Origin of the sequence: Kribbella sp. NBC_00382 (genome assembly GCF_036067295.1) — a bacterium.
Taxonomy (GTDB): Bacteria; Actinomycetota; Actinomycetes; order Propionibacteriales; family Kribbellaceae; genus Kribbella.
This window is the reverse complement of sequence record NZ_CP107954.1, coordinates 679,461-694,160: the sequence shown is the minus strand read 5'-3', so window position 1 is coordinate 694,160 and position 14,700 is coordinate 679,461. Positions and strand designations below refer to the sequence as shown.

Annotated in this window: 16 protein-coding genes; 13 read left to right on the top strand and 3 right to left on the bottom strand. The window is 68.0% G+C overall.

Annotation, left to right across the window (positions count from 1 at the left end; all coding sequences use genetic code 11):
* Positions 1-81 precede the first annotated feature (81 nt).
* Genes OHA70_RS03475 through OHA70_RS03450 form a run of 6 tightly spaced genes read left to right on the top strand, consistent with a single transcriptional unit; the run spans position 82 to position 6,907 of the window.
* Positions 82-705, top strand: coding sequence for a 50S ribosomal protein L25/general stress protein Ctc (locus tag OHA70_RS03475; protein ID WP_328328417.1), 624 nt, complete (start codon positions 82-84; stop codon positions 703-705).
* A gap of 43 nt (positions 706-748) precedes the next feature.
* Positions 749-1,324, top strand: coding sequence for an aminoacyl-tRNA hydrolase (gene pth / locus OHA70_RS03470; RefSeq protein ID WP_328328415.1), 576 nt, complete (start codon positions 749-751; stop codon positions 1,322-1,324).
* The gene (gene mfd, locus OHA70_RS03465; protein WP_328328413.1) at positions 1,321-4,947 is read left to right on the top strand and encodes a transcription-repair coupling factor; all 3,627 of its coding nucleotides are present in this window, start codon (positions 1,321-1,323) and stop codon (positions 4,945-4,947) included. The genes pth and mfd overlap by 4 nt, the downstream gene beginning before the upstream one ends.
* A gap of 29 nt (positions 4,948-4,976) precedes the next feature.
* A complete protein-coding gene (locus tag OHA70_RS03460; protein ID WP_328328411.1) occupies positions 4,977-5,621 on the top strand; it encodes a hypothetical protein in 645 nt (214 codons plus the stop codon).
* Positions 5,622-5,625: 4 nt separating this feature from the next.
* A complete protein-coding gene (locus tag OHA70_RS03455) occupies positions 5,626-6,609 on the top strand; it encodes a MazG family protein (RefSeq protein WP_328328409.1) in 984 nt (327 codons plus the stop codon).
* A gap of 34 nt (positions 6,610-6,643) precedes the next feature.
* Positions 6,644-6,907 (top strand): hypothetical protein, encoded by a 264-nt coding sequence (locus OHA70_RS03450; RefSeq protein ID WP_328328407.1) that lies wholly within the window; start codon positions 6,644-6,646, stop codon positions 6,905-6,907.
* A 60-nt stretch (positions 6,908-6,967) separates the two neighbouring features.
* On the opposite strand, the gene OHA70_RS03445 is transcribed toward OHA70_RS03450, so the two are convergent.
* Positions 6,968-7,153 carry a hypothetical protein gene (locus OHA70_RS03445; protein WP_328328405.1) on the bottom strand — a complete coding sequence of 62 codons (186 nt, stop codon included), beginning with the start codon at positions 7,151-7,153 and terminating at the stop codon, positions 6,968-6,970.
* 9 nt (positions 7,154-7,162) lie between these two features.
* Positions 7,163-7,669, bottom strand: coding sequence for a hypothetical protein (locus tag OHA70_RS03440; protein WP_328328403.1), 507 nt, complete (start codon positions 7,667-7,669; stop codon positions 7,163-7,165).
* A gap of 70 nt (positions 7,670-7,739) precedes the next feature.
* Between OHA70_RS03440 and OHA70_RS03435 the strand changes: the two genes are divergently transcribed.
* The 6 genes from OHA70_RS03435 (at position 7,740) to OHA70_RS03410 (ending at position 12,584) form a co-directional block, all read left to right on the top strand.
* Positions 7,740-8,609: a LysR family transcriptional regulator gene (locus OHA70_RS03435; protein ID WP_328328401.1), complete on the top strand. Its 870-nt coding sequence runs from the start codon at positions 7,740-7,742 to the stop codon at positions 8,607-8,609.
* Entirely contained in the window at positions 8,606-9,166 is a 561-nt protein-coding gene (locus OHA70_RS03430) for an RNA 2'-phosphotransferase (RefSeq protein WP_328328399.1), read from the top strand. The genes OHA70_RS03435 and OHA70_RS03430 overlap by 4 nt, the downstream gene beginning before the upstream one ends.
* A gap of 37 nt (positions 9,167-9,203) precedes the next feature.
* Positions 9,204-10,484: a phosphopyruvate hydratase gene (gene eno, locus OHA70_RS03425; protein WP_328328397.1), complete on the top strand. Its 1,281-nt coding sequence runs from the start codon at positions 9,204-9,206 to the stop codon at positions 10,482-10,484.
* Between the two features lie 198 nt (positions 10,485-10,682).
* On the top strand, positions 10,683-11,117 hold the full coding sequence (locus OHA70_RS03420; protein ID WP_328328395.1) for an FtsB family cell division protein: 435 nt from the start codon (positions 10,683-10,685) through the stop codon (positions 11,115-11,117).
* Positions 11,114-11,596 carry a DUF501 domain-containing protein gene (locus OHA70_RS03415; protein ID WP_328328393.1) on the top strand — a complete coding sequence of 161 codons (483 nt, stop codon included), beginning with the start codon at positions 11,114-11,116 and terminating at the stop codon, positions 11,594-11,596. The genes OHA70_RS03420 and OHA70_RS03415 overlap by 4 nt, the downstream gene beginning before the upstream one ends.
* A 70-nt stretch (positions 11,597-11,666) precedes the next feature.
* Entirely contained in the window at positions 11,667-12,584 is a 918-nt protein-coding gene (locus tag OHA70_RS03410) for a Ppx/GppA phosphatase family protein (RefSeq protein WP_328335025.1), read from the top strand.
* Positions 12,585-12,588: 4 nt separating this feature from the next.
* Here the strand turns inward: OHA70_RS03410 and OHA70_RS03405 are convergent, their stop codons facing one another.
* Positions 12,589-13,167 (bottom strand): TetR/AcrR family transcriptional regulator, encoded by a 579-nt coding sequence (locus OHA70_RS03405; RefSeq protein ID WP_328328391.1) that lies wholly within the window; start codon positions 13,165-13,167, stop codon positions 12,589-12,591.
* A gap of 108 nt (positions 13,168-13,275) precedes the next feature.
* On the opposite strand from OHA70_RS03405, the gene OHA70_RS03400 reads away from it, so the two are divergent.
* A complete protein-coding gene (locus OHA70_RS03400; protein ID WP_328328389.1) occupies positions 13,276-14,700 on the top strand; it encodes an MFS transporter in 1,425 nt (474 codons plus the stop codon).

Sequence of the window (14,700 nt, the reverse complement as noted above, 5' to 3'; positions counted from 1 at the left end):
AGACGTGCCCGCTGAGGCTCTAGCAACTTGTGTAACACCACCGACGACATTTCACCGCAACGCACTTGAGGAGTTCATCTCGTGGCCGAGGTCAAGATCCAAGCCGAGTCGCGCACGGAGTTCGGCAAGGGTGCTGCCCGCCGTATCCGCCGGGACCACAAGGTGCCCGCCGTTCTGTACGGCCACGGCACGGACCCGGTGCACATCACGCTGCCCGGTCACGACACCATGCTGGCGCTGAAGACCGCCAACGCCCTGCTGCTGATCGAGGTCGAGGGCTCGGAGAGCCTGCTCGCCCTGCCGAAGCAGGTCCAGCGCGACCCGATCAAGAACACCATCGAGCACGTCGACCTGGTCATCGTGAAGCGCGGTGAGAAGGTCCAGGTCGAGATCTCGGTGCACCTCGAGGGCGAGGCCGTCAGCGAGACCCTGGTCGTGCTCGAGAACGCGACCATCCTGGTCGAGGCCGAGGCCACCCACATCCCCGATGGCGTCACCGTCTCCATCGAGGGCCTGGACGCCGGCGCCCAGATCCACGCGTCCGACCTGAAGCTGCCGGCCGGTACGACGCTGGCTGTCGAGCCGGAGACCCTGATCGTCAACATCACCGCCGCGCAGACCGCGGCCCAGGCCGACGCCGAGATGGCCGAAGCCGAGGCCGAGGCCGGCATCGAGCGGGACGAGCCGGTCGCCGCCGAGGCGTAAGCACGCCGCAGTACAAAAGCTTCAACAGGAAGGGCCGGGATTCGTGGCGGACGACGTGTGGTTGGTCGTCGGGCTGGGGAATCCCGGCCCTTCCTATGTCAAGACCCGGCACAACGTCGGCCAGATGGTCGCCGACGAGCTCGTCTCCCGGGTCGGCGGCAACTGGAAGCAGCACAAGCAGGCCAAGGCCGAGGTGGTGGAGGCCCGGATCAGCGGCATCCGGACGATCCTGGCCAAGCCCCGGTCGTACATGAACGAGTCCGGCGGCCCGGTCTCCGGCCTGCTGAAGTTCTTCAAGGTCGAGCCGACATCGATGATCGTGCTGCACGACGAGCTGGACATCGACTTCGGCGTACTGCGCGCCAAGTTCGGCGGCGGCGACAACGGCCACAACGGGCTCAAGTCGATCCGCAAGTCGGTTGGCACGGGTGACTACTATCGAGTCCGGTTCGGGGTGGGACGCCCACCTGGGCGGCAGAGCCCCGCGGACTTCGTACTGAACGAGTTCTCCTCAACCGAACGCAAGGACCTCCCGTTCGCCGTCGACCGGACGGCAGACGCGGTGGAGTCCTTGATGACGGATGGCCTCGAAGTGACCCAAGGGAAGTACAACTCGTGAAACTGGCCGGTCTGGTCGACACCCTGATCACCGATCCGGTGGTGGCCGAGGCCGTTCGTGACGCCAAGAACGACGGCATCACGACGCTCGACCTGAGCGCTCCCGGGCCGATCCGCCCGGTGCTGATGGCTGCCCTCGCGGCCGCCCAAGGAGCGGATCGTCCGGTCCTGGCCGTCACCGCCACCTTCCGCGAAGCCGAGGAGCTCACCGAGGCGCTGCAATGCCTGGTCGAGCCCGGTACCGTCGCCTACTACCCCGCCTGGGAGACGCTCCCGCACGAGCGCCTGTCGCCCCGCTCCGACACGGTCGGCCGCCGCCTCGCCGTACTCCGCAGGCTCGCGCACCCCGACCCGTCGGACGAGACCACTGGCCCGATCAAGATCCTCGTCGCGCCCGTACGGTCCGTACTGCAGCCCCAGGTCGCCGGACTCGCCGATCTCCGCCCGGTCCAGCTGCACGTCGGCGACTCCGTCGAGCTCGAGGACGTCGTCGAGCGCCTTTCCGCGGCGGCGTACAACCGGGTCGACCTGGTCGAGCGCCGGGGCGAATTTGCCGTCCGTGGCGGCATCATCGACGTCTTCCCGCCGACCGAGGAGCACCCGCTCCGGGTCGACTTCTTCGGCGATGACGTCGAGGAGATCCGGTACTTCGCAGTCGCCGACCAGCGATCCCTGGAGATCGCCCAGCACGGCCTGTGGGCCCCGCCCTGCCGTGAACTGTTGCTGACGGACGAGGTGCGCTCGCGGGCCGCAGTACTGGCCAAGGAGCACCCGGAGCTGTCCGAGCTGTTCGAGAAGCTCGCCGAAGGCCATGCGGTCGAAGGGATGGAGTCGCTCGCGCCCGTCCTCGTCGACGACATGGAGCTGCTCGTCGACCTGATGCCGGCCGGCACTCACGTCGTCGTCAGCGACCCCGAGCGGGTCCGGGCGCGGGCGCACGACCTGGTTGCGACCAGTCAGGAGTTCCTGGAGGCATCCTGGGCCGCGGCCGCCGGTGGTGGCGACGCTCCGATCGACCTTGGCGCAGCGGCGTACATGTCGCTGGCCGATGTCCGGTCGCATGCGCTCGCCAAGGGCCTTGCCTGGTGGAGCATGTCACCGTTCGCGGCGGCTCCGACGGACGCGCCTGCCGAGCTGCGCGACTCGATGGGCGAGCGGGTCTCGATCGACATTGATGCGGACGCCGGCGCGGTCCGCAGCCGGATCGTCGCGGCACATGAGGTCGACCCGTACCGTGGCGAAACCGCTGCTGCCGTTGAGGATGTGCGCGGCTGGCTGCGCGACGGCTGGCGCGTCGTCTGCGTCACCGAAGGTCATGGTCCGGCCCAGCGGCTGGCCGAAGTTTTCTCCGAGGCCGAGCTGCCCGCGCGGACCGTCGACAGCATCGACGGCATCCCGCCGACCGGCGTCGTGCAGATTTCGCAGGGCGCCCTCGATCGCGGGTTCATTGCCGAGGGCATCAAGTTCGCGGTGCTCACCGAGAACGACCTCGCCGGCCAGCGATCGGCGGCCGAACGGCGTTCCCAGCAACGGATGCCGAGCCGCCGCAAGAAGACGGTCGACCCGCTCGAGCTCGCGCCGGGCGACTACGTAGTCCACGAACAGCACGGCGTCGGCCGGTACGCCGAAATGCTCCAGCGCACCGTTGGTACCGGGGCACAGAAGGCCACCCGCGAGTACATCGTCATCGAGTTCGCGCCGAGCAAGCGCGGTCAACCCGGCGACCGGCTGTACGTGCCGACCGACCAGCTCGACCAGGTCACCCGGTACGTCGGTGGCGAGCAGCCCACGCTCGACAAGATGGGCGGCGGCGACTGGGCCAAGCGCAAGGGCCGTGCGCGCAAGGCGGTCCGCCAGATCGCCGGCGAGCTGATCAAGCTGTACGCCGCGCGCCAGGCGACCAAGGGGCACGCGTTCGCCAAGGACACTCCCTGGCAGCGTGAGCTGGAGGACGCGTTCCCGTTCGTCGAGACGCCCGACCAGCTGGCCACCATCGACGACGTCAAGCACGACATGGAACGCGTCACGCCGATGGACCGGATCGTCTGCGGCGATGTCGGGTACGGCAAGACGGAGATCGCCGTACGGGCTGCTTTCAAGGCGGTACAGGACGGTAAGCAGGTCGCAGTACTGGTTCCGACCACGCTGCTCGTTCAGCAGCACTACGCGACCTTCTCGGAGCGGTACGCCGCGTTCCCGGTGAATGTCGCGCCGTTGTCGCGGTTCCAGACCGAGAAGGAGTCCAAGGGGACTCTCGATGGGCTGGCCGACGGTTCGGTCGACGTGGTGATCGGTACGCACCGGCTGCTCGGTGGTGAGGTCGCGTTCAAGGATCTCGGGCTGGTCGTGGTCGACGAGGAGCAGCGCTTCGGTGTCGAGCACAAGGAGCAGCTCAAGCAGTTGCGGACCGCTGTCGACGTACTGACGATGTCGGCGACGCCGATCCCGCGCACGCTGGAGATGTCGATCACGGGCATCCGGGAGATGTCCACGATCGCCACCCCGCCGGAGGAACGGCACCCGGTACTGACCTTCGTCGGCGCGTACGAAGAGGGCCAGGTGACCGCCGCGATCCGGCGCGAGCTGCTTCGCGAGGGCCAGGTCTTCTTCGTCCACAACCGGGTCAACACGATCGAGAAGGCGGCCGCGCGGATCCGCCAGCTCGTGCCCGAGGCGCGCGTCACGGTCGCGCACGGCCAGATGCCCGAGCACCAGCTCGAGCAGGTCATCCAGGGGTTCTGGGAGAAGGAGTCCGACGTCATCGTCTGTACGACGATCGTCGAGTCGGGCATCGACATCTCCAACGCGAACACGCTGATCGTCGAGCGCTCCGACCTGCTCGGGCTCTCGCAGCTGCACCAGCTGCGCGGCCGGGTCGGGCGTGGACGCGAGCGGGCGTACGCGTACTTCTTCTTCCCGCCGGAGAAGCCGCTCACCGAGACGGCGCACGACCGGCTGGCCACGATCGCGCAGCACGCCGACCTCGGCGCCGGTATGCAGGTCGCGATGAAGGACCTCGAGATCCGCGGCGCCGGCAACCTGCTCGGTGGCGAGCAGTCCGGGCACATCGCGGATGTCGGGTTCGACCTGTACGTCCGATTGGTGGGCGAGGCGGTCGCGGAGTACCGGGGTGACACCCAGGCCGACGAGCCCGAGGTCAAGATCGAGCTGCCGATCGACGCTCACCTGCCACACGATTACGTGCCTTCGCAGCGGTTGCGGCTGGAGATGTACCAGCGGCTGGCCGCAGTACGGGACGAGGACGGCATCGCGGAGCTGGTCGAGGAACTGCACGACCGGTACGGCGACATCCCGCAGCCGGTGCTGAACCTGATCGAGGTGGCGAAGTTCCGCAACCACGCCCGCCGGGCGGGGCTGCACGACGTCACCCTGCAGGGCAATCTGATCAGGTTCGGGCCGGTCGAGCTGCCCGATTCGAAGGTGCTCCGGCTGAACAGGCTGTACCCGAAGAGTCTGGTCAAGCCGCAACTGCGTACGATCCTGGTGCCGAGACCTGCCACCCGGCCGGTCGCCGGTCAGCCGCTTCGCGACCAGGAGCTGCTGCAATGGTGCGCGAGACTGATCGACGACGTGATCGCCGAGCCGGTCGGCGCAGCGGTCTGACCATGAACTGGAAGATTCGAGGAGATTCGGTGAGCACTTCGCGACGGCTTCGTGCGGCGCAGGTTGTCGGCGCAGGCCTGGCCTCGGTCCTGCTGCTCGGCGGCTGTGCCGCGGGCACGCACCCGGGCGCGGCGGCGACGATCGGCGACAAGGAGATCAGCGTCACCGACCTGGACAAGAGCACCGCGGCGATCCAGAGCGCGGTCGGCGGGCAGCAGCAGATCGCCCCCGCGGCCGTGCTGAAGATCCTGGTGAACAACGAGCTGGCCGCCCAGGTGCTGGACCAGCGCTCGATCAAGGTCAGCGACGCCGAGATCGTGCCGGCCATGAAGGTCGTCGTGGACCAGTCGCTGTACCCGAAGTTCGCGGCCAACCCGGTCACCAGCGACTTCCTCCGGGCCGCGGCGCGCGCCGTGGTCGGCCAGATCAAGCTGGCCGGCGGCACCGGGTCGATCACCGACCCGAATGCGCAGCAGCAGAGCACCGAGGGCGCCAAGCTGGTCGAGGAGGCGGCGAAGAACATCACCGTCGACATCGCGCCGCGCTTCGGCACCTGGGACGGCACCCAGCTCAAGGACGGTTCGGGCTCGCTGTCGAAGCTGTCCGAGCAGAGCAAGCCGGCCGCGACGCCGTCCGCGCCCGCTGAGCAGCCGCCGGCCGAGCCGCAGGGCTGAGCCTTTGACGGGTTCGATCAAGGTCGTCCTGACCAGTCCACGGGTCGCGCCCGGGTTGCTGACCCGGGCCGGCTGGCAGGTCTTCACCGACGCTTCCGCGATCGGCGCCTCGGCCGGGCCCTCACGGCCTGACGTCCAGGCGCTGATCGGGTCCGGCCTGGTCGTCCAGCACATTCTCGGTGACGTAGCCGACCAGTGGACCTGGCTTGTTGGCGCCGCCTCGGCGGGTGCCCGCGTAGCCTGGCTGGTCGGCGAAGACGGCGAGCCCGGACTGCTGCGGCTGATCGCCGACACGTTGAGCCGCGATGAGCGCCCTTCGTACGAGGTCGAGATCGTCCACGGCTCGTACGACGTACCAGGCGCCCGCCTGATCGACCTCGTCCGCGTGATGGACCGCCTCCGCACCAACTGCCCCTGGGACCAGGAACAGACCCACGAGTCGCTGGCGCGCTACCTCCTCGAGGAAACCTACGAAACCCTCGAAGCCATCGACTCCGGCGACTACATCCACCTCCGCGAAGAACTAGGCGACCTCCTGCTCCAGGTAGCCTTCCACGCCCGAATCGCCGAAGAGGTAGCCGAAGAAGACGACGGCTTCTCCATCGACGACGTAGCCGGCACCCTCGTCGAAAAACTCATCCGCCGCCACCCCCACGTCTTCGCCGACGTCACCGCCACCGACTCCGCCGCAGTCGAGGCCAACTGGGAAACCATCAAAGCAGCCGAAAAACAACGAACCTCAGTCCTAGAAGGCATCCCCCTAGCCCTCCCGGCTTTGGCGCTAGCCGACAAGGTCCTGGGCCGAGCCGCCAAGGTCCTGCCCGATCAACTGCCGCCCGCGGCAGCAACAGACGAGAACGCTCGGATCGGCGACGCACTTCTGGAACTGGTCCGAGAGGCCCGCGCCCTAGGCGTAGACCCCGAACAAGCCCTCCGCACCGCCACCCACCGCATCGCCGACCAAGTACGAACCGCCGAAGCCCGCTAATTCCTTCGACGCTCCCCGCGACCGCCTGACGCAGGTGCAGCTCACCGACGGCGCACCGATCCCCAGTCGCGACGGCCATCTGGTGGAGCGCTGGGGCGACCGGCAATTCGCCGTACTGGAGTACGTCGGCGGCAACCCCCTGCTGGCCACCCCGGAAGACCAGCAAGCCGTCGGTACGACGCTCGCTCGGGTGCACCAGCTCTCCCAGACCCCGGTCGGCGACCTGGAGAAGCCTGGCGCCTCTCAACCAACGTACAAACCGGCCTCACCGCCGCCGACGGCAACCAGATCGGCCTAGCCGACGCCCACCGCTGGTTCACCAGCAATTGACACGGGCCACTAGCAGGTTCTTGGGCGGCTAGCGCTCCCGGTCGAATAACCTGCCAGCCGATCCCCGACCGGAGCGCCGCAAGTGCCTGCGGTGGGTGATTGCACTCGCGGGGAGATCGGGCCATTCGGCGCGGGCCCGTGCCAGTTCTTCCTCGGTTGCTGGGCTGTGTTGCTTCGCGAGCTCTGCCAGCAGGTCGCCGAGCCGGTCGTTCATGGGCTGATTCTATTGCCGTTGTGGCTCCATCGGGTATCTGGCGAGGTCGGCTGTGATTGCGGCTTCGGCTGTGGGCCAGGTGGGCGTGTGGGTCAGGTCGGCCGGGATGGATTTCTGCGGGCCGAAGAGGTAGCGGTGGGGGACTAGGCCGGTGAGGGCTTGGTGGACGTCGGCCTTGTCGTCGATGAAGTGGGTGATGGATAGGTCGGCGCAGTGGATTGCCTTGTCGGGGCGGCGGAGGCAGAAGCGGACGTTTTCGGCGGGGATGCCGGTGTGGGTGAAGAAGTTGTGGTGGTGGAGCCAGGCTAGGGAGCGTTGCTGGATTCTCGGGCCGCATTTGGAGATGAGCCAGGCTTGGCCGTTGAAGAGGTCGACCAGGCGGGGGATGGTGTCGAAGGCGCCGGGGACGGCGGGGGTTTGGAGGGCGGCCTCCGGGGTGCCGCCGAAGAAGGCGGTGTCTTGGCCGGGTGGGCTGTTGATGATGACGCGGCCTATATCGATTCCCAATCTGTTCATGGGTTAAGCGTGGGCGGCGCGACTATGTCGACAGAACTATTAATAGACGCCAAAGCTATAGTTTGGGGTGATGATTCTTGATCGGTTGGTGGCCGAGGACCTGGAAGCGTTCGCCGTTTTCGCCAAGCATCGGAACTTCACCCACGCGGCCGGTGAGCTGCATGTCAGCCAGCCGGCGCTGCACGCCAGGATCCGCAAACTGGAGCAGACGTTGGGCAAACAGCTCTACGAGCGCCAAGGTCGCAACCTGTTGCTGACCGCTACGGGTGACCAGCTCGCCGCCTTCGCCAACGACACTCGCACCCGCGCAGCCGCGTTCCTCGACTCGCTCGACGTACTGCCGCCGCGGCCGCTCGTGCTCGCGGCCGGCTCCGGCGCCTACCTGTACGTCATCGGCGACGTCCTCCGCCGGTACCTCGCACGCGAGCCCGGCCTTCGCCTGATGACGACCGACTCGGACGCCACGATCGCCGCAATCCGCGACGGCACCGCCGACTTCGGCGTCACGGCGCTCACCATCCCGCCCGACGACCTCGAGTGCGAGCTGCTCACGCAGTACCCGCAAGTGCTCGCGGTCCGACCAGAGCACCGCCTGGCGGACCGGCGTACGGTCCGGCTGAAGGACCTGCAGGGCGAGGCTCTCGTCGTACCGCCGAAGACCCGCCCACATCGGCAGCAACTTGAGCGCGGCCTGCTCGACGCCGGCGTCGACTGGACCGTCGCGGTGGAGGCGGAAGGCTGGGCTCTCCTGGTCCACTTCGTCCGTCTCGGCGTCGGCCCGGCAGTCGTCAACGGATTCGTCCGTACGCCGGCAGCTGTGCGAACCATCCCGGTCAAAGACCTCCCGCCGGTGCGCTACTACGTCGTCACCCGTCGCAACCGCCCCACGGACGCGAGGCTCGACACGCTTCGCACCCTCCTGACACGCTTCGTCACGTGAGCCAGGCCAGCAGGCAGTTGTCCCGACTGCTCAGACACACGGCAGGCGCCCGTGGACTCGCGATGACCCCAGACGGCTGGGTGTTGATCGAAGACGTCTGCAAAGTCCTGAGAATGGACCGTACTGCCCTCGCAGCAGCCGTCGAGCACAACGACAAGGCGCGTCTGGAGGTCGACGGGGACCGGATCCGGGCCTGCCAAGGCCACTCCGCCGACGGAATGCAGGTCACCTGTGAAGCTTTGGAGAACAGTTGGCGACCGGTTCAGCCCGTCGACCAGCTGTGGCACGGTACGAACCTGACAGTGCTGGACGAGATCCTGCGGACCGGCCTGCACCCGGGCCGGCGTACTCACGTCCATCTCGCGCCGAGCCCGAACAGCCATGTGGGCAGGCGATCCAGGGTCGACGTCCTGCTCGGGATCGACCCGGCCAAGCTCGATCAGCCGGTTTTCCAAGCGCCCAACGGAGTTCTGCTGGTCCGGTCGGTACCGCCTGAAGCGATCTCCCAAGTGCTGAAGGGAGACGCGGTCCACGGGGCCGACTGGTCTGGCCGCTAGGCTCGGGCTGACATCAGGTGTGAACAAGGGAGTAGATGTGGCCACCATCGAGGCCGTCGGCGCCCGCGAGATTCTTGACTCGCGCGGTAACCCCACTGTCGAGGTCGAGGTTCTCCTCGACGACGACACCGTCTCCCGGGCGGCAGTGCCGTCGGGAGCTTCCACCGGCCAGTTCGAGGCCGTCGAGCTGCGTGACGGGGACAAGTCCCGGTACGGCGGCAAAGGTGTCCAGAAGGCCATCACGGCCATCCTGGAGGACATCGACAAGGAGATCGTCGGCTACGACGTCCACGAGCAGCGGCTGATCGACCAGGCCCTGATCGACCTGGACGGTACGCCGAACAAGTCCAAGCTGGGCGCGAACGCCATCCTCGGCGTCAGCCTCGCGGTCGCCAAGGCAGCCGCCGAGAGCGCCGGCCTGGACCTCTACCGCTACGTCGGCGGCCCGAACGCGCACGTGCTCCCGGTGCCGATGATGAACATCCTCAACGGTGGCTCGCACGCGGACAGCAATGTCGACGTGCAGGAGTTCATGATCGCCCCGATCGGCGCATCGACGTACTCGGACGCCCTGATGCAGGGTGCGACCGTCTACCACGCGCTGAAGGCGGTACTGAAGGAGAAGGGCCTGTCCACCGGCCTCGGCGACGAGGGCGGCTTCGCGCCGAACCTGCCGAGCAACCGCGACGCGCTGGACCTGATCCTGGTCGCCATCGAGCGGGCCGGCTTCAAGCCGGGCGAGGACATCGCGCTGGCCATGGACGTGGCGGCGAGCGAGTTCTACACCGACGGCGTGTACGCGTTCGAGGGCGGCAAGAAGTCGGCCGACGAGATGATCGCGTACTACGCGGACCTGGTGGCGGCGTACCCGATCGTGTCGATCGAGGACCCGCTGAACGAAGAGGACTGGGACGGCTGGAAGAACCTCAGCGCCCAGCTCGGCGACAAGATCCAGGTGGTCGGCGACGACCTGTTCGTCACCCAGGTCGAGCGGCTGCAGCGCGGTATCGACGAGAAGGCGGCCAACGCCCTGCTGGTCAAGGTGAACCAGATCGGCTCGCTGACCGAGACGCTGGACGCCGTCGACCTCGCCCACCGCAACGGCTTCGCCTGCATGATGAGCCACCGGTCCGGCGAGACCGAGGACACCACGATCGCCGACCTCGCGGTGGCGACCAACTGCGGCCAGATCAAGTCCGGCGCGCCGGCCCGGTCCGACCGTACGGCGAAGTACAACCAGCTGCTCCGGATCGAGGAAGAGCTCGACGACGCGGCCCGGTACGCCGGTCGCTCGGCCTTCCCGCGATTCAAGGGCTGACCGACGTAGGCTTGGCAGATGTCCTCCCGCCGGGATCCAGGTGCGCGCCCAGGCTCGCGACCGACGAGTCGTAGCCAGTCGCGCCCGCCTGCCCGAAGGGACGGCAACCAGCCGCCGAAACGTCGTACGACGGGAACCCCTGGCGCGGGCACGCCTCGCACCAGGGGTTCGCGCAACCTCACCGGCCGGGCAGCCGTCGTGCTGCTCGTGCTCGGTGCGCTGATCGTCTCGTACGCGCAGAGCCTGCGGGTCTGGTTCGACCAGCACCAGCAGATCAGCTCGTTGCAGCAGGAGATCAAGGACCGCGAGACGCGGGTGGACCAGCTGGGCGACGAGGTCGAGCGCTGGAACGACGACGCCTACGTCAAGGCGCAGGCCCGGCAACGGCTCGGCTGGGTGATGCCGGGCGAGGTCGGGTACCGGGTGATCGGAGCGGACGGCAAGCCCGTCGGCGCCCCGCCCGAGCCGGCCGGACCGGCCGATCCGCACGCGGATCCGCAGAAGCCGACCTGGTACACGAAGCTGTGGGGGAGCGTCGAGGGTGCCGGCAATCCGCCCGCGCCGGCCAAACCGGCCACGCCGAAGCCGACCCCCAAGCCGGTACTGACCGCACCACCGAAAGGCAGCAGGTGAGCGTTACACCCGAGGACGTTACGGCCGTCAGCGAGCAACTCGGCCGCCCCGCCCGCGGGATCCGTTCGATCGCGCATCGCTGCGGTTGCGGGCTGCCCGATGTGGTCGAGACCGAGCCGCGGCTGCCCGACGGGACGCCGTTCCCGACCACGTACTACGTCACCTGCCCGCGACTCGCCTCGGCGATCGGGCGGTTGGAGGCGGAGGGCGTGATGAAGGAGATGACGGACCGGCTGGCTTTGGACGAGGAGCTGGCTGGTCGGTATCGATTGGCGCATGAGGATTATCTGCGGCGGCGCGCGTTGCTGGGTGACGTGCCTGAGGTGGACGGAATCAGCGCGGGTGGGATGCCGACTCGGGTGAAGTGCCTGCATGTGTTGGTTGGGCATTCACTGGCTGCTGGGCCTGGGGTGAATCCGCTGGGTGACGAGGCGCTGGCCATGCTCCCTGACTGGGGTCGGCGGGGGCCTTGTGTCTGACGACGTCGGCTCTGAAGGATATGTACTTGGTGGTTCGCCGAACTCGGACGCGGCTGATGATGCGGAGTCGGTGCGGGTTGCGGCGATCGACTGTGGGACCAACTCGATCCGGTTGCTGATCGCGGACTACGTCGACGGTTCGCTGGTCGAGGTTGATCGGCAGATGCGGGTGGTGCGGCTCGGGCAAGGGGTCGACTCCACTGGAGTGTTTGCTGCTGACGCGTTGGTGCGGACGTTCGCCGCCTGCGCGGAGTACGCCGAGATCATTCGCGCCGCCGAGGTGGATCGGGTGCGGTTCGTCGCGACGTCGGCGGCTCGGGATGTGAGCAACCGGGACGAGTTCTTCGCTGGCGTCTCCGAGCGGCTTGGTGTCGTGCCGGACATCATCTCCGGTGACGAGGAGGCCGCGCTGAGCTTCCAGGGCGCGACGAGCGGGCTGGCGGCGCTGGAGGTGCCGGGGCCGTACCTGGTGGCCGACATCGGTGGCGGGTCGACTGAGTTGGTACTGGGCGATGCTGACGGCGTAATGGCGTCGGAATCGCTCGACATGGGCTCTGTGCGCATGACGGAGCGGCACCTGCACTCCGACCCCGCGACGGTCGAGGAGATGGCTGCCGCGACGAAGGACGTCGACGCGTTGCTCGATTCGACGGTCGTGCCGCTGTCGGAGGCACGGTGTTTGATCGGTGTAGCCGGGACGGTGACGACGGTGGCTGCGGTCGCGCTCAAGCTCACCGAGTACGACCCAGGCGTGATCCACCACGCCCGAATCCCGTCCGACCTGCTGCTCGACACCACCTCGTGGCTGATGGGCTCGACGAGAATGGCGCGTTCCGAAGTACCGGCCATCCACCCCGGCCGGGTAGACGTCATCGGCGCCGGCGCCCTCATCCTCCAACGCCTCCACGACCGCCTCGATTACGACGGCGTCCTCGTCTCAGAACACGACATCCTCGACGGAGTAGCCCTAGCCCTCGCCCGCCAGTAAGGCGCTAGCGGGGGCGGAGGCCGTCTAGGGCTAGGTTGAGGACTCGGGTGCGTTGGGATTCGTCTACGAAGCCGGCGGCGGTGAGGCCGCTGACCATGCGGAGGACGTCGTCGAAGTTGGTGTCGGGGCGGATGGCGCCGGAGGCCTGGGCGTGGTCGAAGAGAGGCTGGCCGGCGTCGTACATCGCCTCGCGGGCGGTGCGGAACAGGTCCGAGTCGCGGTTCAGCTCCTCGTAGATCGCGCGCTTGGTGGCGGCGTACCCGACGAAGCGCTGCAGCCAGGTCTCGAGCGCCTCCCACGGCAGCAGGTCGGCGACCTCGTCCGCGGCCTGGCACAGCTCCTCGATCTCGCCGAAGTAGACGGCGTCGAAGAGGTCCTGGCGGGTCGGGAAGTTCCGGTAGAGCGTCCCGATGCCGACGCCTGCCCGCCGGGCGATGTCCTCCAGCGAGGCCCCGGAGCCGTGCTCGGCGAAGGCATCCCGGGCGGCGGCCAGCAGGGCGTCGAAGTTGCGGCGGGCGTCCGCCCGGTGCGGGCGCTTGATCGCGACGCCCAGGCTGCCACGCGCGTTTGTGGTCTCAGTCACCCCAACCACCCTATCCACTAGAACCGGAGGCCCTCCTCCGTTATAGTGGAGGCATACCTCGACTTTAGCAGATCGGGGCACGCTCACACCCTCTCGAAGGACTTCCGCATGCCCAGAATCAGGCATACCTCTCCACGAACGACGCTGGCCGTGCTGGCGACCGTCGTGGCTGCTTTCTCCATGCTGCAGTCGCTGGTGACCCCGGCACTGCCGCTGATCCAGCGCGACCTGCACACCACTCCAGCCCTCGTCACCTGGGTGTTCACCGCCCTGCTCCTCTCGGTTTCCGTATCGACCCCGCTGCTCGGCCGGGTCGGCGACATGGTCGGCAAGGAGCGCACTCTGCTCGCCGGCCTGGTCGCCCTCGCGATCGGTTGCCTGCTCGCGGCGATCGCGCCGAACATCGGCGTACTGATCGCGGCCCGGGTGGTCCAGGGCCTCGGCGCGGCGGTCTTCCCGCTGTCGTTCGGCATCATCCGCGACGAGTTCCCCGCTGAGCGGGTCCCGTCCGTGGTCGGCCTGGTGTCGTCGGTGATCGCGGTCGGCGGTGGGCTCGGGATCGTACTGGCCGGACCGATCGTGGAGGCGCTCGGTTGGCGCTGGCTGTTCTGGATCCCGCTCGCCGTCGTCACGACCGCCGCGGTGCTGGTACGCCGGTACATCCCTGAGTCGCCGAATCGGGTGCCCGGCCGGATCGACTGGCTCGCCGCCCTCCTCCTCTCCGGCTGGCTGATCGCGTTGTTGCTGCCCTTGAGCATCGGCCGGTCCTGGGGCTGGGGATCCGCCCGTACCGTCGGCCTGTTCGTCGCAGCCGCCGTGCTGCTGGCCAGCTGGATCACCGTCGAGCTGCGCTCGAAGAACCCGCTGATCGACATGCGGATGATGCGGTTGCCGGCCGTCTGGACGACCAACCTGGTGGCGTTGCTGTTCGGCGCCGCGATGTTCGCGGTCTACGCGTTCGTGCCGCAGTTCGTACAGATCCCTAAGGCCGCGGGTTTCGGATTCGGCTCGAGCGTGTCGCAGGCCGGACTGCTGATGCTGCCGATGCTGATCACGATGGCCATCGCTGGTTCGCTGAGCGGGGCGTTGGCATCGCGCTTCGGGGCGAAGACTCAGGTGGTCTCGGGTTCGGCGCTGAGCCTGGTCGCGGCGCTGCTGTTCGCGCGGCTGCATGACTCGCCGTGGCAGCTTGCGCTCTCGACAGCGCTCTTCGGTGTGGGGCTCGGGTTGGCGTACGCGTCGATGACCAGCCTGATCGTGCAGAACGTGCCCCGTGAGCAGACCGGCGCGGCCACCGGGATGAACGCCAACATCCGCACCATCGGCGGATCGATCGGTACGGCGGTGGCCAGCTCCATCATCACCGGCCACCTTCAGCCTTCGGGCCTGCCCGCTGAGTCCGGCTTCACCGACACGTTCCACCTGCTGGCGGCATTCTCGGCGGCTGCGGTCGTCCTGGCCCTCGCCATCCCGGCCACTCGCCGGGTCACGAAGACGACGCCGGATCCGCTCCTGGAGGAGCTTGTCATCTGA